The sequence below is a fragment of the Streptomyces caniscabiei genome (genome assembly GCF_014930365.1).
GTDB lineage: Bacteria > Actinomycetota > Actinomycetes > Streptomycetales > Streptomycetaceae > Streptomyces > Streptomyces caniscabiei.
The window spans coordinates 15,817-36,066 of record NZ_JABXWI010000034.1; the positions used below are offsets into that span (position 1 = coordinate 15,817).

The 20,250-nt window shown below is 72.8% G+C and carries 18 protein-coding genes and 3 pseudogenes; 11 read left to right on the forward strand and 10 right to left on the reverse strand.

Annotation, left to right across the window (positions count from 1 at the left end):
- The first annotated feature begins 45 nt into the window (after nucleotides 1-45).
- Together HW837_RS49440 and HW837_RS46220 are read left to right on the forward strand one after the other, a co-directional pair.
- Nucleotides 46-1,839: a sensor histidine kinase gene (locus HW837_RS49440; protein WP_237270703.1), complete on the forward strand. Its 1,794-nt coding sequence runs from the start codon at nucleotides 46-48 to the stop codon at nucleotides 1,837-1,839.
- 20 nt (nucleotides 1,840-1,859) lie between these two features.
- A complete protein-coding gene (locus HW837_RS46220; RefSeq protein WP_193379576.1) occupies nucleotides 1,860-2,567 on the forward strand; it encodes a response regulator in 708 nt (235 codons plus the stop codon).
- A gap of 102 nt (nucleotides 2,568-2,669) precedes the next feature.
- Here HW837_RS46220 and HW837_RS46225 read toward each other — a convergent pair whose 3' ends face one another.
- Nucleotides 2,670-3,731 carry a saccharopine dehydrogenase NADP-binding domain-containing protein gene (locus tag HW837_RS46225; RefSeq protein ID WP_045563142.1) on the reverse strand — a complete coding sequence of 354 codons (1,062 nt, stop codon included), beginning with the start codon at nucleotides 3,729-3,731 and terminating at the stop codon, nucleotides 2,670-2,672.
- A 165-nt stretch (nucleotides 3,732-3,896) separates the two neighbouring features.
- Here HW837_RS46225 and HW837_RS46230 point away from each other — a divergent pair, with 165 nt between their 5' ends.
- A complete protein-coding gene (locus HW837_RS46230; protein ID WP_045563125.1) occupies nucleotides 3,897-4,865 on the forward strand; it encodes a helix-turn-helix domain-containing protein in 969 nt (322 codons plus the stop codon).
- A gap of 97 nt (nucleotides 4,866-4,962) precedes the next feature.
- Here HW837_RS46230 and HW837_RS46235 read toward each other — a convergent pair whose 3' ends face one another.
- From HW837_RS46235 to HW837_RS46255, 5 genes and pseudogenes are all read right to left on the reverse strand, one after another.
- Nucleotides 4,963-6,210 carry an extracellular solute-binding protein gene (locus HW837_RS46235; protein ID WP_045563124.1) on the reverse strand — a complete coding sequence of 416 codons (1,248 nt, stop codon included), beginning with the start codon at nucleotides 6,208-6,210 and terminating at the stop codon, nucleotides 4,963-4,965.
- Nucleotides 6,207-7,313, reverse strand: coding sequence for a hypothetical protein (locus HW837_RS46240; RefSeq protein WP_313895536.1), 1,107 nt, complete (start codon nucleotides 7,311-7,313; stop codon nucleotides 6,207-6,209). Before HW837_RS46240 ends, HW837_RS46235 begins: the two co-directional genes overlap by 4 nt.
- A 188-nt stretch (nucleotides 7,314-7,501) precedes the next feature.
- Entirely contained in the window at nucleotides 7,502-8,857 is a 1,356-nt protein-coding gene (locus tag HW837_RS46245; RefSeq protein WP_045563123.1) for a vWA domain-containing protein, read from the reverse strand.
- Nucleotides 8,858-9,318: 461 nt separating this feature from the next.
- Nucleotides 9,319-11,400, reverse strand: coding sequence for a tetratricopeptide repeat protein (locus HW837_RS46250; protein ID WP_234442846.1), 2,082 nt, complete (start codon nucleotides 11,398-11,400; stop codon nucleotides 9,319-9,321).
- A gap of 1,067 nt (nucleotides 11,401-12,467) precedes the next feature.
- Nucleotides 12,468-13,892, reverse strand: a pseudogene (locus HW837_RS46255) (S1 family peptidase); the annotation flags it as partial.
- Nucleotides 13,893-13,997: 105 nt separating this feature from the next.
- On the opposite strand from HW837_RS46255, the gene HW837_RS46260 reads away from it, so the two are divergent.
- The gene (locus HW837_RS46260; protein ID WP_045563122.1) at nucleotides 13,998-14,291 is read left to right on the forward strand and encodes a trypco2 family protein; all 294 of its coding nucleotides are present in this window, start codon (nucleotides 13,998-14,000) and stop codon (nucleotides 14,289-14,291) included.
- A 39-nt stretch (nucleotides 14,292-14,330) separates the two neighbouring features.
- On the opposite strand, the gene HW837_RS46265 is transcribed toward HW837_RS46260, so the two are convergent.
- On the reverse strand, nucleotides 14,331-14,792 hold the full coding sequence (locus tag HW837_RS46265) for an SUKH-3 domain-containing protein (protein WP_045563121.1): 462 nt from the start codon (nucleotides 14,790-14,792) through the stop codon (nucleotides 14,331-14,333).
- 496 nt (nucleotides 14,793-15,288) lie between these two features.
- On the opposite strand from HW837_RS46265, the pseudogene HW837_RS50545 reads away from it, so the two are divergent.
- Nucleotides 15,289-15,426 (forward strand): annotated as a pseudogene (locus tag HW837_RS50545) (alcohol dehydrogenase catalytic domain-containing protein); the annotation flags it as partial.
- Nucleotides 15,427-15,437: 11 nt separating this feature from the next.
- Here HW837_RS50545 and HW837_RS50210 read toward each other — a convergent pair.
- Nucleotides 15,438-15,593 (reverse strand): hypothetical protein, encoded by a 156-nt coding sequence (locus HW837_RS50210; protein WP_313895537.1) that lies wholly within the window; start codon nucleotides 15,591-15,593, stop codon nucleotides 15,438-15,440.
- Nucleotides 15,594-15,884: 291 nt separating this feature from the next.
- Between HW837_RS50210 and HW837_RS50215 the strand changes: the two genes are divergently transcribed.
- The 3 genes from HW837_RS50215 to HW837_RS46280 all read left to right on the forward strand — a co-directional run bounded on the left by HW837_RS50215 (nucleotide 15,885) and on the right by HW837_RS46280 (nucleotide 17,325).
- Nucleotides 15,885-16,064, forward strand: coding sequence for a zinc-binding dehydrogenase (locus HW837_RS50215; RefSeq protein ID WP_313895535.1), 180 nt, complete (start codon nucleotides 15,885-15,887; stop codon nucleotides 16,062-16,064).
- 143 nt (nucleotides 16,065-16,207) lie between these two features.
- Nucleotides 16,208-16,795, forward strand: coding sequence for an NADPH-dependent FMN reductase (locus tag HW837_RS46275; protein WP_193382732.1), 588 nt, complete (start codon nucleotides 16,208-16,210; stop codon nucleotides 16,793-16,795).
- An 80-nt stretch (nucleotides 16,796-16,875) separates the two neighbouring features.
- The gene (locus HW837_RS46280; protein WP_045563119.1) at nucleotides 16,876-17,325 is read left to right on the forward strand and encodes an MFS transporter; all 450 of its coding nucleotides are present in this window, start codon (nucleotides 16,876-16,878) and stop codon (nucleotides 17,323-17,325) included.
- A gap of 508 nt (nucleotides 17,326-17,833) precedes the next feature.
- Here HW837_RS46280 and HW837_RS46285 read toward each other — a convergent pair.
- Together HW837_RS46285 and HW837_RS46290 are read right to left on the reverse strand one after the other, a co-directional pair.
- Nucleotides 17,834-18,025, reverse strand: coding sequence for a hypothetical protein (locus HW837_RS46285; RefSeq protein WP_143110760.1), 192 nt, complete (start codon nucleotides 18,023-18,025; stop codon nucleotides 17,834-17,836).
- 136 nt (nucleotides 18,026-18,161) lie between these two features.
- The gene (locus tag HW837_RS46290) at nucleotides 18,162-18,521 is read right to left on the reverse strand and encodes a DUF7674 family protein (RefSeq protein ID WP_045563118.1); all 360 of its coding nucleotides are present in this window, start codon (nucleotides 18,519-18,521) and stop codon (nucleotides 18,162-18,164) included.
- 171 nt (nucleotides 18,522-18,692) lie between these two features.
- Here HW837_RS46290 and HW837_RS46295 point away from each other — a divergent pair.
- The 3 genes and pseudogenes from HW837_RS46295 to HW837_RS46305 all read left to right on the forward strand — a co-directional run.
- Nucleotides 18,693-18,933: pseudogene (locus HW837_RS46295) on the forward strand (tyrosine-type recombinase/integrase); the annotation flags it as partial.
- 462 nt (nucleotides 18,934-19,395) lie between these two features.
- Complete coding sequence (locus tag HW837_RS46300; protein WP_045563117.1) at nucleotides 19,396-19,650, forward strand: type II toxin-antitoxin system VapB family antitoxin; 255 nt, start codon at nucleotides 19,396-19,398, stop codon at nucleotides 19,648-19,650.
- Nucleotides 19,650-20,069: a PIN domain nuclease gene (locus HW837_RS46305; protein WP_045563116.1), complete on the forward strand. Its 420-nt coding sequence runs from the start codon at nucleotides 19,650-19,652 to the stop codon at nucleotides 20,067-20,069. Before HW837_RS46300 ends, HW837_RS46305 begins: the two co-directional genes overlap by 1 nt.
- The last annotated feature ends 181 nt before the right edge of the window (nucleotides 20,070-20,250 follow it).

A 20,250-nucleotide genomic window follows, 5' to 3' on the forward strand; every position in this document is an offset into this window, starting at 1 on the left:
ACCACGACGGATGTGACGCCCGCGCCCGCTTGCCACACTGATCGCATGGGCGGCGGGGAGACGCGGAGAGACGGGCCGGGGGCGCGAGCGGCACGAGCGCGACGGTGGTGGGGCGGGCTGCCCTCCCTGCTGCGCGCCACGGACCCGCCGCCCCGACCGTCCCGCTGGGCCTGGACCGCCGACGCGTGCCTCGCGCTCTTCCTCGCCGCCTGCACGGTGGTGGCCACGACGGCACAGGACAGGCACGCGGCTCGGCTGCCGTCCAGGGTGCTGACGCCGGGGCCGGGGGCCGGGCCGGTGCCGCCGGATGTCCCGCCCCTGCCGACGCCCCCGTACCTGACGCAGGACCTCGGCGCGCCCCACACCTGGCAGTTGCTCCTCGCCGCCCTGACCGCGCTGCCGCTGCTGGTCCGGCGCCGTTACCCGCTGACCGCGTTCTGGGCGGTGATCGTCACGACGACGGTGTTCAACCAGCGGTCGGGAGCGGCCGAGGCGACCGCGTACACGTTCCTGACCTGTGTGGTCGCCGCGCACAGTGCGGCCGTCCACAGCCCGTACCGGTTGCGCGCGCTCGGCAGTCTGGTGGCGGGCGCCGCCCTGGTCGCGGCGTTCGCCGAGGAGAACTTCCCGTACGTCACGCCGGGCGTGATCCCGTTCCTCGTCCTGCTCGGGGTGGGGCTCGGCGCCAACGCGATCCACACCTGGAAACAGCGCGTCCACGTTCTCCAGAAACAGCAGGAGGCGGCCACACGTCTGGCGGTCGAGCGCGAACGCGCCCGTATCGCGGGGGAGTTGCACGACGTCGTCACCCATCATGTGAGCGTGATGGTGATCCAGGCGGGGGCGGCCCGCAAGGTGATGGACGTCGCCCCCGACCGAGCCCGTGAGGCCCTGCTCGCCGTCGAGTCGGGCGGTCGTACGGCGATGACCGAACTGCGCCATGTGATGGGGCTGTTGACGATGTCCGACGAGGACCGGCCGCCGACCACCGCCGACACGGGCCGGACCGACGCGTGGCGCATCCCGACCGACACGGCTTCCGACTTCGGCCCGGGCTCGGCTTCCGCCACGGGCGTCGGCTTCGCTTCCGGGTCGGGAAACGGCTCCGCAGCCGGGTCGGGATCAGGCACCGGGCCGGGAAACAGCTCCGCGGCCGGGTCGGGATCAGGCACCGGGCCGGGAAACAGCTCCGCAGCCGGGTCGGGATCAAGCACCGGGCCGGGAAACAGCTCCGCAGCCGGGTCGGGATCAGGCACCGGGGCGGGATCAGGCACCGGCTTCGCCCGGGGTCCCGGTGGCTCCGGGCCCGGGTCCTGGAAAGGCCCCGCCGTCGACACCGAGTTGGCTCCGCAGCCGGGGCTCGAACAGCTCCCGGCGCTCGCCTCGCGCGTCCGTGCCTCCGGGGTCCCCGTGGAGTTGGTCGTCACCGGCACCCCGGCCCCGCTGGCGCCGGGCGCCGACCTGGCCGCGTACCGCGTCGTCCAGGAGGCCCTGACGAACACCGTCAAGCACGCCTCGGGCGCACGGGTGCGGATCACGGTCGACCACACGCCCACCGCCCTCCGCCTGGAGGTCACGGACACCGGCGGCACCCCCACCCCCGCGGCGGCCTCCGGCACGGGACGCGGCCACCTGGGCCTGCGGGAACGCCTCGCCGTCCACGGCGGCACCCTCCACACCGGCCCCCGACCGACCGGCGGTTACCGCGTCCAGGCGGTCATCCCGCTCACCCCGCCCGGCGGGCCAGGGGAAGAGGCACCCCGGAGCACCCCACCCGCGGTCACCCCACCCGCGGTCACCCCGGCCGCGGTCACCCGACCCCCCGAGGAGCGCCCGTGACGGCCGGGCACCCCCCTGCCATGTCCCCGGCGGAGCCCGACCGGCCCCGCGTGGTGATCGCCGACGACCAGGCCCTCGTCCGCACCGGCTTCGGCATGATCCTCTCCGCCGACGGGATCGACGTGGTGGCCGAGGCGGCCGACGGGGAACAGGCCGTCGAGGCGGTCCACCGCACCCGCCCCGATCTCGTCCTGATGGACATCCGTATGCCCGGCACGGACGGCCTGGAGGCGACCCGGCGCATCCTCTCCGGCGCACTCCCCGAGCCGCCCCGCGTCCTGATGCTGACCACCTTCGACCTGGACCGTTACGTCTACGCCGCCCTCACCGCCGGCGCCAGCGGCTTCCTGCTCAAGGACGTCACCCCCGAACACCTGGTCGCCGCCGTCCGCCTGGCCCGCACCGGCGACGCGCTCCTCTCCCCCGCCATCACCCGCCGCCTGATCGAACGCTTCGTCTCCCCGACCCCCGAGCCCCCCGCTCTCCACCGCGACCTCGCCCCCCTCACCCCCCGCGAACTACAGGTCCTCCGGTCCCTCGCCACCGGCCTCAGCAACACCGAACTGGCCGCCCACTTCCGCCTCAGCGAGGCCACGGTGAAGACCCATGTCGCCCGCATCCTCGCCAAACTCCGCCTCCGCGACCGCGCCCAGGCCGTGGTGGTGGCGTACGAGACGGGCCTGATCGTGCCGGGCGCGGCAGCCGGGACGCCGACCGGCGAGGAGTAGCCCCGAGGAGCAGTCCCGGCCGCGGTGCCCCTGTGCCCCGTCTCCCGGCACCGCAGCTCCTGTCCAGGTGCCGCCTCTCCTGGCGCCGCAGCTCCTACCGCCCTACCGTCCCAGTTCCACCGAGACGTGCCCCGACAGCGCGCGGAGGAAGTCGGCCGCGTCGAACGCCGCCCCGGCGGAGCGCACCCCGGCCCCCTTCACCCGCCCCTCGATCACACGCCGGACCGCCTCCACCGCGAGCGGCGCGCTGACGGCGTAGATGTCCTGGCCGCGCGCCGTGGCCCGCCGTTCCACGCCCCCGGAGCGGACGACGACGTCGACGACGAAGGTCTGCGCGGACCGCCCCTGCTCGTCGACGGCGGCCGGCGCGGGCGTGTCCGGAGCGGCCAGTTCGCTCGCGGCCTCGGCCGTCATATAGGTCCGCACCTCGGGGACGGCCAGATGGCTGGGCACGGTGACGATGTCGGCCATGCTGAACTCCCCGATCACGGCCCGGGTCCCCATCGGCTCGGGGAAGTCCCACTTCGTGGCGGGCGCCGTGTCGTCCCGGTACTCCAGCCGTCCGCCGGCGTACCGGACCCGGCGCCCGCCCCTGCGGCGTCGCGAGACCGCGCCCGCGTCCCGGGTCCCCGCTGTGGGGTGCCAGCCGCTCAGCCCGTACGCGATGTGCGCCTCGTCCGCCGCCGTCCAGCCGGCCGACTCGGTCGCGGCGGTGACCAGCAGATCGCCGAGTCCGCCGAAGAAGGCCATGGCGGGCACCACCACGACCCCCGCCGCCCGCGCCCTCTCCCCGAACTCCGCGAACGTGTCGAGGTTGGCCTCGATCTCGGCCGCCACGTCCACATAGGGGATCCCGGCGCGCAACGCCGCCTCGATGACCGGGCCGGCCGTCTCCGCGAAGGGCCCGGCGCAGTTCACCACGGCGTCCGCCCCGGCGAACGCGCGGTCCAGCGAGGCCGGTTCCCCGACGGAGGCGACCCGCACCGACCCCTGTGCCCCGGGCCCCGGCCCTGCCTCCGGCTGCCCCGGCACCAGCGCCCGCAGCTTCTCCTCGTTCCGCCCGACCAGCAGCGGCACGTACCCCCGCGCCCGCAGCTCCGCCACCACGAACCGCCCGGTGTGCCCGGACGCCCCGAACACCGCGACCGTACGCCCTGCCCCCATCAGCACTCCCCATCCTCACCGACGCCACCGTCACCCGACGCGACCGTCACTCGACACGGCTGTCACCGTCGACAGGGTCTCGATCGCCCCGTCTCGTGACCATCCTGCCGAGCGCGGCCGCCCACCACGAGTGTCCGGAACGACGAGCCCCGTACAATTTCCGACATGCCCACACCGGATCGGAACACCATCGCGCTGGCCGTCACCGACGGCATGCTGCACTTCGAACTGGCCCTGGCCCACGAGGTGTTCGGCTCCGACCTCTCGCACCTGGTGGCCCCCTGGTACGAGTTCGCCCTCTGCGGCCCGGGCCCCGTCTCCGTGGGCCGCTTCCGCCTGGAGCCGGACCACGGCCTGGACCGGCTGCCGTACGCCGACACGGTGATCGTCCCCGGCTGGGCCGACGTGGACGTGGCCCCGCCCGCCGCCCTGGTCGACGCGGTCCGCGCGGCGCACGACGCCGGCGCGCGGATCGCCTCACTGTGCACCGGCGCGTTCGTACTGGCCGCCGCGGGCCTGCTGGACGGGCGCCGGGCGACCACGCACTGGGCGCACACGGACATCCTGGCCGCCCGCTTCCCCGAGGTGGAGGTCGACCCGGATGTCCTCTACGTCGACAACGGCCAAGTGCTCACCTCCGCGGGCAAGGCCGCCGCGATGGACCTCTGTCTGCACCTGGTCCGCCTCGACCACGGTTCGGCGGCCGCCAACGCGGTGGCCCGCCGGCTGGTCGTGCCCCCGCACCGTTCGGGCGGCCAGGCCCAGTTCGTCCCCGCGCCGGTCCCCACCCGGAGCGACCACCCGCTGACCGAGTTGTTCCCCTGGGCCGTGGCACGCCTCGACCAGCCCCTGAGCGTCGAGGACCTGGCCCGCCGCGCGAGCATGAGCTCCCGCACCCTGACCCGGCACTTCCACGCTGCCACCGGCACCACCCCCCTCCAGTGGCTCCTCACCCAACGCATCCGCCGCGCCCAGGAACTGCTGGAGACCACCTCCGACAGCGTCGACACCATCGCGACGACCACGGGCATGGGGACCGCCGCCACCCTGCGCCGCCACTTCAACCGCACCCTCGGCGTCCCCCCGGACGCCTACCGCCGCACGTTCCACGCCTCCCAGCCGGAGACCCGCTGACGGCGCACGGCACGGCGCCTCCCGCACGCACACTCCCGTACGCACGCCCGGCGCCCCGCACCCGCGCCCCGCACCCGTGCCCCGCGCGGGCCGCCCACTACTTACTGCACACCGTCTTCAACGGCGTCCGCCGGTCGGGCTGGGTATCCGCCACGTCCTGTACGTCGGCCAGCAGCCCCGGCACGTCGAGGTCCTCCCCGGCGGCGGCGCGGGCGATCGTCAGGAGGACGGCCTCGTAGAAGGCGTCGCGGACGGCGGGCGGCATGACGTCGGAGGCGTCGAGGCAGCGTGGAGCGGAGCCGGTGAGCCGTCGGGCGATCTCCTCCTCGACCGGGCCGCCCTCCAGCCGTACCCGCCGGTTCGCCGAGAAGACGTTCGCGGCCTCGGCCCACTTCCGCTGGCCCTCCCGCGAGGCCAGCCGCTCGATCAGGTCACCGGCCCGGGGGCGGTCGCTGAACAGCGCGGCGAAGTCGCCGGTCACCTCGTGGGCCCTGACCTGGTAGCCGCCGGGCAGCAGGGGAGCCGAGTCCGTCAGACCCGCGCGCCGGCCCTTGTCGCCGTAGAAGGAGCGGGCGAAGGAGCCCTGGTGCTCCAGGGCGCACCCTTCCTCCCCCTCGAACAGCAACCCGTACGCGCCGGGATCACCGCGATGATCGGTGCGCAGGGCGCGCCCGGCGGCCGCCTCGTCCTGCTGGAGCAGGCCGGCCCACGCGTCCCACGCCCCGCGCACCGGTTTCCCGGTCCAGGGCACCGCGGCGTCACCCAGCGCCCACCTGCCGTAGACCTCCGGGCCCTCCCGTTGCAGCACGAGGTCCTCGATCCAGTCGCTGCCGGGCCAGCCGGACGCCCCGTCGTCGCCCATGCCGATGCACCAACGCCCCAACGGTGCGGGCGAGTTCGCGGGGCGCTCGCCCTCGCGGTACCAGACGATGCTCTTCAGGTCGGCCTTGACCGGCACCCAGTACGCCTTCTCCCGGGGTGTGCTCACCGGATTCCAGGGGGCGCCGTACTCCCCCACGGCGTAGAGGTCGTTCAGCGGCTTCAGGAGGTCCTGGTCGGCGTACTCGGCGAGTTCACCGACGCCCGGCATGATCGCGATGTCCGGGGGTTCCCCCGACTGCACCTTCGACAGCAGCACCTCGCGCTGGGCGGCGGTGCCCTGGTACTCGAAGGGGATGCCGAAGCTCCGCAGCACGTCCTCGAACTGCTCGCCCTGCTTGTCGGTCCACGGCCCGAGGATGGTCACCGGGTCGTCGTCCCGCTCCGACCAGACCGCCACCATGCCGCCGGCGCAGACCAGCAGCAGCGCCGCGAGCAGCACCAGTACCTTGAAACGCCGGGTCACCGCCGCCTCCAGTAGTCGCTGTCGAGCCTGAGTCCGAGGCCCAGCACGGGCAGCACGACGATCAGCAGACCGCCGGTCAGGGTGCCCTGGTACACCCGGACGGTCCAGGTGTCGTCGGCCAGGACGCTCCGCACCTCCTCCGATTTCGCCGTGACGGTCCGCTGCGCGCGCTCCAGGTCGCTGCCGCAGCAGGCATCCCTGGACTCCTGGGTGATCACCCCCAGATCCCCGATGACACTGTCGAGGTCGTCCTGGGCGGACTCCGTCGTGAGCAGCGGGACGACGGCGAGCAGCACGGTGAGGGCGAAGGCCGCCAGCAGATACGGGTTCCAGTCCCGGCCGCAGCGGTCGCGCAGCACGAACAGCGCGGAGAGGAGCGTCAACGCCAGTGCCGCCAGGGCGAGTTCGGCGATCCACCAGCCGCCGCGCTGTAGCCACCCCTCGGCTACGGTGGCCTCGGCGTGCTTCATCTGGACCTGCTGCATGTCGTCCAGACGGGGTACGAGTCCCACGCCCCGGCGGGTGAGCAGCGAGCGTGCCTCGGTGAGCTTCTGGTTCCGCATGAGCGGCTGGTCCCGGTACATGACCGTGCCGAGGGTGAGGGAGTTGCTGTAGGTGGCGAGCAGCCCGTTGACGGTGCCGAGGTCCTGGTCCGTACGGTCCGCGATCCTGGACAGCCCCTGGTCGGCGGCGGCGAGCTGGGCCCGGTAGGTCTCGCCGCGGCCCGCCACCTCGACGAACTTCCTCTCCCCCAGGGCGCGGGCCTCGCGGTCGGCGCGCAGCACCGCGAGCCGGGTGGCGGCGAGCCCCTGCACGGCCGGTGCCTCTTCTCCGGCGACGGCCCCGGCACCGCTCTGGATCTGCCGGCAGGACACGAACAGGGCCCCGGCCGCCACGAGCGCGCACACCGCCAGCACCACCAGATGCGCCTCCAGCAACCGCCGCGTCCGCCACCGCCCCAGCCGACCCCGCCAGAAACCACCGAGGGAGTACGACACCCGCCCCGGCCGTCCGGCGGCACGCCGGGCGGAGGCCCGCCGGGAACGGAAGACCGCGACCGGCCCCCGCCGCGCGGCCCCGGCCGTACCGAAGAACACGCTCACGCCCGGACGTACGGCAGTTGCGGCCCCCTCCGGCGAAGCCGCCGCCGGACGCGCGCCACGCACGGCCCACGCCCAACGCCCGCCATCCATGGCCCACTTCGGGCGCCCACCACCAGCGGCCCACTCCGAGCGCCCGCTCCCCGAAGTCCCCGCCCCTCCGGCCCCCGCGCTTCCCGCCCATCCCGCCCTCACAGCAGTTTCTCCCCGCAGCTCATGCAGTAGCGGGCCTCGTTGGCGGCCGGGGCGGCGCAGCGGGCGCAGCGCGCGCCCGGCTGGGGGGCGGCCGGGACGGGCAGGGGCACGGGCCGGGATCCGGCGCGCAGGATCATCGGGCCGAGCGTGGAGTCGTCGACGGCCTCGGCCGGCCGCAGCCGGACCCGCCCCGCCGAGGCGTCCTCGATGTCGGCGACCGCGCCGATCTCGTCCAGCACCCAGTCCGTGCCGAACCGCGCCGCCAGCCGCGCCGCCCGCCCCAGATGCCCCTCGGCGGCCTCCCGGCGGCGTTCCTTGAGCGCGACGAGCCCGCGGCGCAACGCGTCCCGCATCACGGTGGTCGACTTCTGGTCGCGCACGCTGCCGCCCCCGACCGCGGCCTCGGGCGGCGGCTGCTCGGGCCGGTGCCAGCGCGCGGTGACGGACGCGTGGACGTCCCCGACGGAGACCATCGCGAACTGTAACCATGTCTCCAGCGGATCACCGTCCGCGTCGGCGACGAGCGTGAGCAGATAGTCCCGCCCGCCCTGCTCCCACTGGTACGTCGGAAAGCTCCAGCGATGCGGCCGGCCGGGCTGCGGCAGCCCGCCGAGACGGTGCGGCCGGGGCGCCTTCTCGTGCAGCGCGACCTGCCGCACCGTGGGCCGTACGGTCACCTCGATCGGCAACTGCGGGGCGTGCACCCGGCGCAACCGCCGAACGGCGGCGCTGATCGCCCGGCCAAGACCGTCGTCCACGAACTCGGCGGTGCCGTGCAGCCGTTCGGCGAGCGTCAGCAACGGCTCGGGCGCCCACTCCGCGCCCACGGCGAGCACATCGCAGGTGAAGTGCCCGGCGCAGGCGTCCAGTTCCTCCTCCAGCCGGGTCTCGCCCGGGCCGCTGCTGCCGTCGGTGATCAGCAGCAGATGGCGTACGGACAGCGGGCGGGCCGCGAGCAGGGCGCGCGCCCTGGCCACCCAGACGGCGTACCCGGCGGGGCGCGGACCGTCCCGGTGCAGCGGGATCGCGCCCGCCGCGAAGGCGGCCCGGCGCTTCTCGCGCTGGTCGGCGACGGCCCACTCGGTGTCACCGCGCGGATGGCACGGGACCGGTTCGGGGCCGGCGCCGAGCACGGTGAACGAGATGCCGTCGGGCAGGCCTCGCAGGGCGGCCTGCAAGGCGTGCCGGACGACCGCCCGGAGCGGCTCGGCGACATCGACCGCGACGACCACGGCGAGCTCGATCGCGGGCAGCTCGGCGGGAGCGCCGCCGGCGGTCACGTCGACCCGCACAGACGCCTCGATCTTCGCGCTGCGGTGCGGCCGTACATCGCCGTCGAGGTCGACCCGCACCTGGATCTCCGGCCGTGCCGACCGCGCGTGGCCGCCCGTACGTCCGCCGTCACGCGCCTCCGCCCGATCAGGCGTACGCCCGCCCACGCGCCCGTCTCCCTGCCCGCCCGTACGACGCTCCATACGCCCGCCCCTACGCCCGAAGCCCGTCTGCCCGCTCACGCCGCCCGACCCATATGTCCGCTCACGCCGCCCCGACCCATGTGTCCGCTCACGCCCCGGCTCATGTGCCCGCTCACGCGCCCGCTCATGTCGTGCGTCACCGTTCCTTCCCCGTTCGTAGCCGTACGGACCACATGGAGGCGGCACACCGGTCTCCTCAGCCCCCGGAGCCCTACGCGCGCCCAGGCCCCTCACAAGCCCCGCGGACTCCCCAGGCCCCTCGGATCCCTCTCCCCCCACCGGCCCCAGGGCCCTCGGTTCCCTCTCTCCCGGCCCCGGCCCCGGGCCCCGCCGGGCCGTCAGACCACCGTCTGCGGCCGTACCGCCTGCATCAGATCCACGAGATGCTCGTGCACGGCGCTCGACTCGCCGTGCCGGGCGGCGAGTTGGCGGTAGTGCGACTCGATGCGCGCGCGCAGCTCCCGCTCCCGCGCGCTCAGCCGCCGCAGGCCGCCGGGATCGAGCCGGCCGCCCCCCGCACCCCCGGGACCGGGCCGGTCGCCGCGGCTGTGGAGCGCGTCCAGCTTCCATTCGTGCAGTTCGGTGCTGAGCCGCAGCGCCTCGTCCTCGGACAGGCTCGGCCCGCCGGCGCCCGGTTCGCGGCGGACGAGGTCGCTCAGTTCGGCCAGCGCCGCGTCGACCTCACTGGGAGCGGGAAGCGGATCGGCGTCACGGGGCAGCCGGGCCGAGCGGATGCGCAGGGAGGCGATCCGGGTGACGGTGTGGTCCAGCGTGCCGGGGCGGACCCGGCCGAGGACGTCGAGCGCGGCCTGGCGGTCGCCCGCGCGGAGCGCGAGCCGGGCGAGGCCCAGGGCCGCGCCGCCGTGGGCGGTGTTCCGGGCGAACACGGCCTCGTACAGCTCCTTGGCGGTGGGCCCGGCCGTGGCGTCGCCGAGCCGTTCCCCGCAGTAGGCGAGGGCCAGCTTGGGCGCGTACTCGCCGGGCAGTTCGAGCCGGACCGCGGCGAAGTGGCGCCTGGCCTCGGCGACCAGGCGCGGGGCGTCGTCGAGGTCGGCCCGGCGCAGCGCCACCAGCGCGCGGTGCCACTCCAGCCGCCACCGGCGTACGGCGGAGGGCCCGGGGATGGAGTCGGCGGTGTCCAGTTCCTCCTGGGCCCGCTCCAGGTCGTCCCGGCTGTTCCGGCCGAGCAGGACCCGGACGTTGTGCAGACGGATCTCGACCGAGGGCGGCTTGCCCTCCTCCTGGTCGAGGAGCCGGCCGGGGTCGTAGCCGCTGCTGACCTCGAACCGCGCCGTCTGCGGGTCGCCCGGGTAGCGCCTGGGCACCGGCAGCCGGCGGGCGATCTCGGTGAGGGTGGGCGCGCCGAGGTCGAGGGCGGGGGCGAGCGGCGGGTCGTACCGGTCGCGCCGGGGGCGGTCGAGCCAGTGTTCGATGCCGGGCACCGTGCCGAGCCGGGCGCCCAGCAGTTGCGGGGACGGCCAGAAGTAGTCGGAGGGTTCGGGCGGGTCGCTCTTGCCGCGCAGGGCGCGGATCTCCCTCAGCGCGCCGCGCAGTTGGCCGGCCATCTCGCGGGCGTCGGTGAAGCGCAGCCCCGGATCGGTGCGGGTGGCGCGGTCGACGACCTCCCGGAAGGAGGCGGTGCCGAGGCCGGGCACCTCGTCGACGGCCCAGCCGGCGAGTTCCCGCAGGGTGACACCGACGGTGTGCAGGTCGTGGGCGGTGGTGGGCATGGGCGAGGACGCCGTCTCGGGCGCCATGTAGTCGGGGGTGACATGGGCGGGCGGCTGGTCCTGGCCCTGTTCGCGCATACCGCCGAGGTCGATGACCTTGACGCCGTCGCCGTGGTGCACGACGTTCGAGGGTTTCATGTCCCCGTACACGAAGCCCTTCTCGCCGCCGGTGTGCAGATGCACGAGCGCTTCGAGGATCTGGCAGCCGTACGCGGCCACGTGCTCGATGTCGAGGACGGACTCCCCGCGCCGGGTCTCCTTGACGACCTTGTCGAGGGTGCCGTCGCCGACGTCGTCCATGACGATGTAGCCGCCGGTGATCCGCCCGGAGGCGTCGCGCCGGGCGACGAAGTCGCGGATCTGGACGATACGGGGGTGGCGGATGGCGACGAGGTTGCGGCGTTCGACGTCGGCGAGCCGGGCCCCGTCCTGCTCGTACCGGTTGAGCAGCCCCTTCACGGCGACCACGTCGCCGAGGTGCGTGTCCTCGGCGAGGTACACCCAGCCCTGGCCGCCGTGCGCGATGGGCCCCATGATCCGGTACTGGTCGCGCAGCACGTCGCCCTCGGCGAGTTCGGGCCGGTACGAGTAGGGCTCGCCGCAGGCCGGGCAGTACCCCTCGACCGGCACGGGGCCGACGGTGTAGGGCGGGGCGAAGGTGATGCCGCACTCGGCGGACGAGCAGACCATGCGGACGCGCAGCGGCGCCTCGGGATGGATGAGCCGCTCCCGCGCGGGCCGCGACGCCCGCTCGGGCAGCGCGAGCAGCTCGGCGGGCCCGAACTCCCGTGGTTCCTCCGGCAGTACGGGCAGCCGGGGCCCGTCCTCCGCCCGCCCGCACACGGCGCAGTACCCGGTGGGCAACAGACTCCCACTGCACGGAGCACCGGTGAACCGCCGATGCGGACACGTAGGCGCCCCCGCCCCGTGACCACCGGATCGCCCCGAACGCCCGCCCCCAGAACCCCCTGCCCCGCCTGCCCCGGGTGCACCCGCCCCCGGGCCCGCCGAGCCACGGGTGGCCGGTGCCGCTGCCTCCGGGCCCCCCGCCCCCATCCCGATACGAGCGGCAAACCTCATGCCGTGCCTCCGGTAGGCCGGTCTCCGGGCGCACGGCCTTCGGAGGGACGGTCTCCGGCGGGCCAGTCCCCGGGCTCGCGGTCACCGGGAGGCCAACCTCCGGGCGTGCGGCCTTCGGAGGGACGGTTCCCGGGCAAGCGGTCCCCGGTAGGCCAACCCCCGGGCGTGCGGCCTTCGGAGGGACGGTTCCCGGGCAAGCGGTCCCCGGTAGGCCAACCCCCGGGTGAGCGGCCTTCGGCAGGCCGGTCTCCGGGAACGCGGCCTCCGGAGGGACGCTCCCCGGGCGAGCGGTCCCCGGTAGGCCAGTCCCCGGGTGGGCGGCCTTCGGCAGGCCGGTCTCCGGGAACGCGGCCTTCGGAGGGACGGTCCCCGGGCGAGCGGTCCCCGGAGGGGCGGTCTCTGGCGGGCCAGTCCCCGGGCCCGCGGCCTTCAGAAGGCCGGTCTCCGGACATTCGCCCCCCGGAGGGACGGTCTCCGGCGGGCCACCCTCCACCCGGCCGGTCTCCGGCGGGCCACCCTCCACCCGCCCCGTCGCCGGCGGGCCACCCTCCACCCGCCCCGTCGCCGGCGGGCGGCCCTCCACCCGCCCCGTCGCCGGGAGGCCACGCTCCGTCGGCCCGCTCCCCGGTCGGCCGTCCTTCCCCCGCCCGTTCCCCGGTCGGCGGCCCCCCTCCCGCCCGCTCCCCCATACGCCGCAGATCCGCGCGCAGGGTGCGGACCAACTTTCTCAGCCGGGCAAGGCGTTGCTGCGGATCGGCGGCCTCGCCGACAACACCGCTCCCCCCTCCCGCGTCGATCGACCGGCGTTCGCTCCGGCGTCGTTCGGCCGTCTCCGTGAGGGCGCCGAGGGAGGCGCTGTCGACGACGCCGTGCCGGACCGCGCGGCTGAACTCGGCCCGCTCCAGCCGCGCGAGGAGCGCATCCGCGTGGTCGAGGAGCGCGGGCGCGAGGAGTTCGTCGCGGGCGGCGGTCCAACCGGTGCCGCCCTCGTGCCGGAAGACCAGCAGCAACCGGAAGCCGAGCGACCGTAATCGGGCGAGCAGCGCGATCAGCGCCGCCGGCTCGGGTTCCTCGTCGAGCCCGTCGACCACGACGGTGGGCCGCCCGCCCACGAGCGCGGGCGCCCGCCCGGGCGGCGGCCGGGTCCCGAGCAGCCAGTCCCAGTACGCCAGATACCGCCCGGGCGGAAAGGCGATGTGCCCCAGCGCGTGATCGGCGAGGTCGGGCCGGCCGGACCCGCCACCCCGGTGGACGAGATCGGCCCGGTGCACGAGATGCCGCAACGACCGTTCCTTCCCGGTCCCCGGGGGTACGACGGTGACCTTGACCGGCTCCTCGTCGGCGTCCTCGTCGGCGAACCAGCGGGTCAGCCGCTCCTCGAAGTCGTGGTCCCAGGCGTAGGGGCCGCACAACTCGGCGATCACGGGCGAGAGTTCGGCGATACGCGCGACGGGGATCAGATACGAGAAGGCGAGCCGGTTGTTCTCGGGCAGCAGTTCGCCCATGTCTCCGCGCCAGCTGACGACGAGCCCCACGACCCGCGCGGGCCGCCCTTCCTCCGGCCGGGTGCACACGGCGGCCCCGCTGAACCCCCGGCGCACCACCTCGGCCTTGGTCACGGCGTCGAGCTGCACCCGCTCACCGCTGACCCCACCGATACGCCCCCACAGGCTCATCCCGTCGTCGAAACCCTCCGCGTACCCGGTGGCGGACACCTCCATCCCGCCCCACAGCCCGGTATCCAGCCGGGCGGGCCGCGCCTGGGGCCGGGGCTGGTCCAGCCGCAGTACGGCGACGTCCTCACCGACCGCCGCGCCGACGCGCCCTTCACCGACGCGTCCTTCACCGACGCGCGCCCCACCGCCGCCGCTCCCCGACAGGCAACCGCCGGGCAGCCAACCGCCGGGCGGCACACGCGCGGACACCGCCTCGATGTCACTGTTCTCCGCGAACTCCACCCACATCACGGCGCCCGGATCCCGCACCACATGGGCGCAGGTCAACGCCGTGTTCTGATCGACGAGCACCCCGGCGCCGCAGATGGGGCCCCGCGCACTCCCGCGCCGCAGCCGGAGTCTCCAGTCCGCACGCAATTCCCCCATGCTGCCTCACACTACGCGCGAGGCATGCCGCGTCCCTAGACTTGTGAACCAACTTGGCTCGGTCGATCGATCCGGCCGATCAACTGAATCCGACGGGGTGTTGGCATGAGCGATACCGAACCGGTCGGCCTGGCGGAGGCCATCGGCACGGTCCGCGCGGAGCTGGCCCGGGCCCAGGCCGAGGGCGCGGCGAGCGACTGGCGGTTCAGCGTGGAGCAGGTCAGCCTGGAGTTCGCGGTCCAGTTCCACCGCTCGGGCGAGGGCGGCGCGGGCCTCCGCCTCGGCGTCGTCGAGGCCCGTCTGGGCGGCACGGTCAGCCACGACTCCACCCACCGCATCCAGGTGGACCTCAAACCCCTGCCGGGCCCGACGGGCCACCACCACGAGGTGGGCCGCTGAGCCCCCGCCCCCACCGCACCGCTCCCCCACTCACTCCGGTCACTCCAGTCGCACGGGGCGAACCCTGCCGAGGAGATGCGCCAACGCCTCCTCCGGGTTCTCTCCGTACAGAGCCAGGAACGCGTCATAGGCGCCGTACGTCCGCCCTCCCTCGGCGACGAGGAGCACGAGGGGGCCGGACGCCGCCGTGCCCACCGGCGTCAGTCTCCGCCCGGCCCGCTGTTCGTAGGCGCGCAGCCTGTCGCCGTGGACGATACGACTGGCGCGCTCGGCGTCCAGTGCGCAGCGGTGCGTCCCCGGATCCAGCGGATGCCGCGGGTACGTGAAGCCGCTCCCCTCGAACTCCTCGACGAACCGCAGCGCGGCAGGCGAGCAGTGGATCCCCAGCTCCTCCCAGACCTCCCTGACCCGCCGAACATCCGCTGCGGTCGCCGACCACCGGCCCCCCTCCACCGGAACACCCGACAGCCGCTCCGAGCCCGTCCCCGACCGATCCGTCACACGCGCCTCCTACGAGCGGTCTCCCTGAAGCGACTGAACACCACGATCAACGACTTCACCCCGGTGCAGTGCCACCCGAATCCGGCCACGCCGGTGCAGTCGTCCAGCACCACCGTGCAGTAACCGCAGACCGGTGGCCCCCAGTTCTACGCCCGCCAGACGGGCCTGCTCTACGAAGCCCGGGCCGTCGAGTGGGCCGCAACCAAGCGCTGACGCCGAGCACCGGCCGCGACGCCACAGCCGTTCCGGCCACTTCCTGATCACCGCTTGACCTCAAGCAAACTTGAGATTTTACGTTTCTCGCGCAGCCCCCACGAGGGCCTGCGGACCGCAAAACCGTTGCTGCAAAGGGGTGTTGACCATGAAGGCTGCCGCCTTCCACGCGTTCGGGGGTCCCGAGGTTCTGGAGCAGATGGAGGTCCCGACTCCCGAGGCGGGGCCGGGTGAGGTACGAGTGCGGGTGAAGGCCGCGGGTTCCCAGCCCACCGACTGCGCGATGCGCGGGGGATGGAACCCGCCGGGCTTCACCATGACCTTCCCGCACATCACGGGCGGGGACTTCGCCGGCGTGGTGGAAGCGGTGGGCGAGGGCGTCACCGGCTTCGCCCCGGGTGACGAGGTGCTGGGCTACCGCACCCAGCTCACCTACGCCGAGTACGTGGTCGCCCCCGCCGACCAGATCGTGGCCAAGCCCGTGGCGCTGCCCTGGGAGGTCGCCGGCAGCCTCTCCGCCTCCGGGCAGACCGCGCACACCGCGATCGAGATCCTCGGCGTCTCCGCGGGCGAGACCGTGCTCGTCAACGGCGCCGCGGGTGGTCGGCACCATCGCGGTGCAGCTCGCGGTCCTGCGCGGCGCCAAGGTGATCGCCACCGCCCGCGAGGACAACCACGCCTACCTGCGCGAGCTGGGCGCGATCCCGGTCACCTACGGCGAGGGCCTGATCGACCGGGTGCGCGAGGCCGCCCCCCGAGGGTCTGGACGCGGCCCTGGACACCGCGAGCGCCGACGGCCTGCGGGTCGCGGTCGAACTGGTCAAGGACAAGGACCGGGTCGGCACGATCTTCGCCCACGAGGTCTACGAGTAGCTGGGCGTGCGGTGGATCGGCAGCCGGCGCTCCGCCCAGCGGCTCGGCGAGCTGGCCGCGCTGGTCGCCGACGGCAGGCTCAAGGTCCACGTGCGGGGGACCTTCCCGCTGTCCCGGGCCGAGGACGCGCACCGGGAGCTGGAGACCGGCCACGGCCGCGGAAAGATCGTCCTGCTGACCGACTGAGCCGCCGCGGTGGGCCGGGGGCTCGCAGGGAACCCCCGTAACTCCCGTAACCCCCGTACCGCCGCTTCACCACACCTGCCCGGGCCCTCCGCCCGCCGCAGCAACCCACCCTGCCTGTTCATCACACAAACGAGGAACCCCACATGTCTCAGCCCCCGCTCAAGATCGGCGTCCTCATCGGCAGCGTGCGCACCGGCCGGTTCGCCGACAGGATCTCGCAGTGGTTCATCTCCGAGATCGGCAAGCGCGAGAACATGGAGATCCATGTCATCGACCTGTCCGAGCCCGCTCTCGTGGACGAGCTCAAGCTCACCTTCGATCCGTCGGGCGCCCCGGACGGCGTCCCCTCCCTGGCCCAGCGCATCGGTGGCATGGACGGCTTCGTCGTCATCACGCCCGAGTACAACCACGGTTACCCGGCTTCCCTGAAACTGGCCATCGACTACGTCTACAGCGAGTGGCGGGCCAAGCCGGTCGGTTTCGTCTCCTACGGCGGCATGGCCAGCGGTCTGCGGGCCGTGGAACAGCTGCGCCAGGTCTTCGCCGAGCTGCACGCCGTCACCCTGCGCGACACCGTGAGCTTCCACATGGCGTGGGAGAAGTTCGACGAGGACGGCCGGCCCCACGACGCCGTCGGCGCCACCAAGGCCTCCGCCGTCCTGCTGGACCAGCTCACCTGGTGGGGCCTGACCCTGCGCGAGGGCCGGGCCGCCCGGCCGTACGAGGGCTGAGACATGGCAGAGGAGCGAGTAGCGCGGAGATCCCGGGCACACCGGAGTCCCGTGCCGTCCGCACGGTCGTCATCGGGCTGATGCTGGGCCTGATGCTGTCGTCGCTCGACTTCGTCATCGTCGCGGCCGCCATGCGCACGATCGCCGACCAGCTGCACGGCCAGACCGTCCAGGCCTGGGCGACCACGGCCTACATGGTCACTGCGACGACCGCGACCCCGCTGTTCGGCAAGCTGTCCGACCTGTACGGCCGCAAGAAGCTGTACATGTCGGCGATCGGCCTCTTCCTGGTCGGGTCGCTGCTCTGCGGCCTGGCCGGGTCCATGTACCAGCTCGCGGCCTACCGCGCGCTGCAGGGCATCGGCGGCGGCGGTCTCACGGCGCTCGCCTTCGCCATCATGGGCGACATCCTGACGCCGGAGCTACGAGCCCGTTACCGGATCACGCCCCCCGGTGATCCCGACCGCTCCGCCGTCTCGAAGGCCTCGGCCAGGGCGCTGGTGGCGTCGCTACGACGAGGGCTTGCATGACCCTGTCGCCGAGACGGTCAACATCCCCGCATTCGAAGCCGCCTGCTCTTCGACCTCGTCCGGGACGGGCGCCACACCAGCCGTGACGGACCACTCCCCCAGATCGAGGAAGGCGGCGAACGCAGGACTCATCTCCATCACATCGCCATCAAGGCGCCAACCCCGTTCCTCCAAAAGGCGGACACCCCGCAGCAACTCCTCTTTGCCTGGAATCTTTCGGCTGAGTGCCGTGCCATTCACCACGCAGTCGCGCCCAAGAGGGTCCTTCGCGACAACAAAACCCTCACCTACGTCTCCGAAGGCGTACCGAAGATCCCTCACCACTTGAGCCTGGGTCTTCTCCGCAGTCTCGGAGGACGAGGAGGGCGACGCCTTCGCTCGTGTCGGCTCGGACGGCGGAGCCGATGCCCCGTTCTCACCGCTTCCACAGCCAACCCCCAACAGCCCCACCATAATTGCACTGGCAACTACGCAGCCAACATTCCTACCCACTTCGCCCCCACCTCGATCAGGTCTTGAAGATCTCGTTCGGCCACCGCAGTTCGGCGTTCTCCGCCTTCAGGCGCTCGTTCTCTGCAGCCTCATCCGAAATCACGCCGGGGAGCTGGCTGGCATCGGCTTCGACCTTGCGGACCCCGTCCGCACCGGCGCAGCGGCCCAGATCCCGAGGTTCGCGGCGCCCGCCTCCAACGCGGCCCACTCGGTCGGGTAATCCGGCCGGACCTCCGCGACCATGCGCACCGTCTCCGCCGGAACCCCCAGACCCTCAGATTAGCCAACAGCATCGGAGTCTCTCGGTCTCCCGCTGGGGGCCCTTCGCTCCGGCACCCTTCGCCTCAGCCCGATGGACGCAGCTCACGGTACTTCGCGGACAGGAGCGGACCGAGATGTTCGACGACCTCGTATCCCGGCTCGTCCCGGTAGGGCAACTGGTCCAGGAACGATGTCACGATCACTTCGGTGACGCCGGGGATCCCTCGTCCCAGCTGCCGCTCCAGGAACTTCAGGGTCGCCCGCCAGTCACGCGCCTCGGGGTTCCTGCCAAGGTAGGAGCCGACGACGGCCGGTGTCACGTCCAGCCCGAAGAAGACATGAGGCAGTGGCTCGCCCTGGTTCTCCACGTGGATCTCGTAGAGCTCACCGAACTCGGGTACGGCTGCGACGAGTTCTTCCATAAGGCGGACGTCGTCCCCCATCAGCAGTTCCCCAGACCTCGAGACCTGGATAGTTGGACGCACCAGTGTACTTTCCGGCCAGAGCGTCATCGATGGCACTGACAAGCTGTCCGCCACCTCAATGTCCTTGGTGCTCTTGATTATCGTCCCTTCACCCTCTTGGTGTCCTCGATGAGGAATTGCCGCTGGCATCCATCGCTTCGGCCGCTCGCCCCCCGGGCCGACTGCGAGGAGTTCAAAGATCTGAACGAGTTGGGCGTGGACATCGTGACCATCATGGAGATCCTCCAACACACCCAGACCAGCCAGACCCGCCACTACGTCAAGGGCCGGTCTGGGCTCGCCACCTGCACCGGAACCCGCGTCTGAGACCACAACTGAGACCGTGGACCGCCGCGCGACCCGTGCCCGGCACCGCCGCCGCATCCGCTGAACGCAAAAGCCCAGCTCAGACAGTGTCTAGGCTGGGCTTCAAAGAGCCGCCTTCGGGATTCGAACCCGAGACCTACGCATTACGGGACCATGAGCGATCGTGTTGCCTGGTATCTCGTCGTGCTGCGTGGTGACGTTTTTCCTGATCAGAGCACGTGCGACAGGTTGGCCCGTGCCACCCTGTGATGCACCATCCAAAGGCGTCTGTCCACCGGCCGTCCACCGACAGGGCCGCTTGGTCGACTCCCTCCCGCCACCCCATCGCTTCTGGCGAAACCCCCGACAGGGGCGGAGCCCGACATGAGGGCGACTGTCCATTTCTCACAACGGGCGACCACGCGGCACGTCACCCGTGAACGCCACAGCCTCCATCCATGACGGACCTAATGATCGAAACGATATCTGTCATCGCTGATGATTGGTATCATTTCGCTGGAAGGAGCACCTCCGAGAGGATCACCACATGGCCAGAACCGTCATCGACCTCGATGAAGACATGGTCACCGAGGCCATGCGCATCTTCGGGACCAAAACGAAGGCCAAAGCCGTCCGCCTCGCCATGGAAGACGCCGTCAAGAGGCACCTTCGGCAGGAGGGCTTCGACGCCATGGACGCCGGCGAGCTCGACTTCAGTGAGATCGTCGAGAACACCGGCCCCCGCAACGCCGACGGCTCTCTCAAGCACAACGGCGACCGCGACGGAGGCCGGGCCGCCTGATGCAGGACCGCTATCTGATCGACAAGTCCGCCCTAGCCCGCTGGACGAAGCCGAGCGTCAAGGAGGTGCTCAAGCCTCTGCACGAGCGCTACCTCCTCGCCGTATGCCAGCCCACCGAGTTCGAGATGATCCACTCCGCACGGGACAGCTCGGAAGCAACCCGGATCAGCACCTGGCTCCACGCCTTCGACTACCTCCGCACCGACGACGACACCTTCACCCGCGCTCTCGAGATCCAGCGCCATGCCCTCAACTCAGGCTTCCACCGCGCTCTGTCCCTCCCCGATCTGCTGATCGCCGCCACAGCGGAACTGAACCGGCGAACGGTCCTCCACTACGACGGAGACTTCGACATGATCGCCTCCCTCACCGGCCAACCCACCGAATGGGTCGTCCCGCCCGGCAGCGCCGACCGATGAGAATGCCGGCCTTCCCCACCTCCAATGAGAGGTCTGGTGCCCCTCATGGAATGGTCGCCGGGGAGTTCGGCAGCTGGCCTGCGCCAGCGCACTGGTCACCCTGTACAGCCTGGATCTGCGCGGACCCCTGCGGGTCCTGGCCTGGACCGCCGGGATAGGCCTCGTCGAACTGGCCCTCGCC

What these genes read in the sequence shown, in the direction of transcription:
- HW837_RS46300 (WP_045563117.1), top strand. Translation starts at nt 19,396, where the DNA reads ATGGCCAGAACCGTCATCGACCTCGATGAAGACATGGTCACCGAGGCC.
- HW837_RS46305 (WP_045563116.1), top strand. Translation starts at nt 19,650, where the DNA reads ATGCAGGACCGCTATCTGATCGACAAGTCCGCCCTAGCCCGCTGGACG.
- HW837_RS46225 (WP_045563142.1), bottom strand. Translation starts at nt 3,731, where the DNA reads ATGGGGGCAGGGCGTACGGTCGCGGTGTTCGGGGCGTCCGGGCACACC.
- HW837_RS46280 (WP_045563119.1), top strand. Translation starts at nt 16,876, where the DNA reads ATGCTGGGCCTGATGCTGTCGTCGCTCGACTTCGTCATCGTCGCGGCC.
- HW837_RS49440 (WP_237270703.1), top strand. Translation starts at nt 46, where the DNA reads ATGGGCGGCGGGGAGACGCGGAGAGACGGGCCGGGGGCGCGAGCGGCA.
- HW837_RS46250 (WP_234442846.1), bottom strand. Translation starts at nt 11,400, where the DNA reads ATGGTCTGCTCGTCCGCCGAGTGCGGCATCACCTTCGCCCCGCCCTAC.
- HW837_RS46230 (WP_045563125.1), top strand. Translation starts at nt 3,897, where the DNA reads ATGCCCACACCGGATCGGAACACCATCGCGCTGGCCGTCACCGACGGC.
- HW837_RS46290 (WP_045563118.1), bottom strand. Translation starts at nt 18,521, where the DNA reads ATGGGGGACGACGTCCGCCTTATGGAAGAACTCGTCGCAGCCGTACCC.
- HW837_RS46260 (WP_045563122.1), top strand. Translation starts at nt 13,998, where the DNA reads ATGAGCGATACCGAACCGGTCGGCCTGGCGGAGGCCATCGGCACGGTC.
- HW837_RS46220 (WP_193379576.1), top strand. Translation starts at nt 1,860, where the DNA reads ATGTCCCCGGCGGAGCCCGACCGGCCCCGCGTGGTGATCGCCGACGAC.
- HW837_RS46275 (WP_193382732.1), top strand. Translation starts at nt 16,208, where the DNA reads ATGTCTCAGCCCCCGCTCAAGATCGGCGTCCTCATCGGCAGCGTGCGC.